This window comes from Exiguobacterium sp. s36, assembly GCF_018618345.1.
Classification (GTDB): domain Bacteria; phylum Bacillota; class Bacilli; order Exiguobacteriales; family Exiguobacteriaceae; genus Exiguobacterium; species Exiguobacterium chiriqhucha.
Genome location: NZ_JACSLW010000038.1, coordinates 1 through 228, shown reverse-complemented (window position 1 = coordinate 228; position 228 = coordinate 1). Strand labels below are relative to the sequence as shown.

At 43.4% G+C, this 228-nt stretch carries 1 rRNA gene; it reads left to right on the top strand.

The features are described 5' to 3' along the window. Positions 1-143: 143 nt before the first annotated feature. Positions 144-228 (top strand): 5S ribosomal RNA (gene rrf / locus KNP95_RS16015); the annotation flags it as partial.

The window sequence follows — 228 nt, the reverse complement described above, 5'->3', positions numbered from 1 at the left end:
CGTGTGGAGCTGAATGATACTAATCGGTCGAGGCTTTGATCTAGTCTAATGGTTTGTGTGAATTGATGAGTCTTCAGTTTTGAGAGAACAATCTCTTAAAAAAGAGTTGACATTATGTTAAAATAATGTTAATCTCATATATGTCTGGTGGCGATAGCGAAGCGGCCACACCCGTTCCCATGCCGAACACGGAAGTTAAGCGCTTCAGCGCCGAAAGTAGTTGGGGGT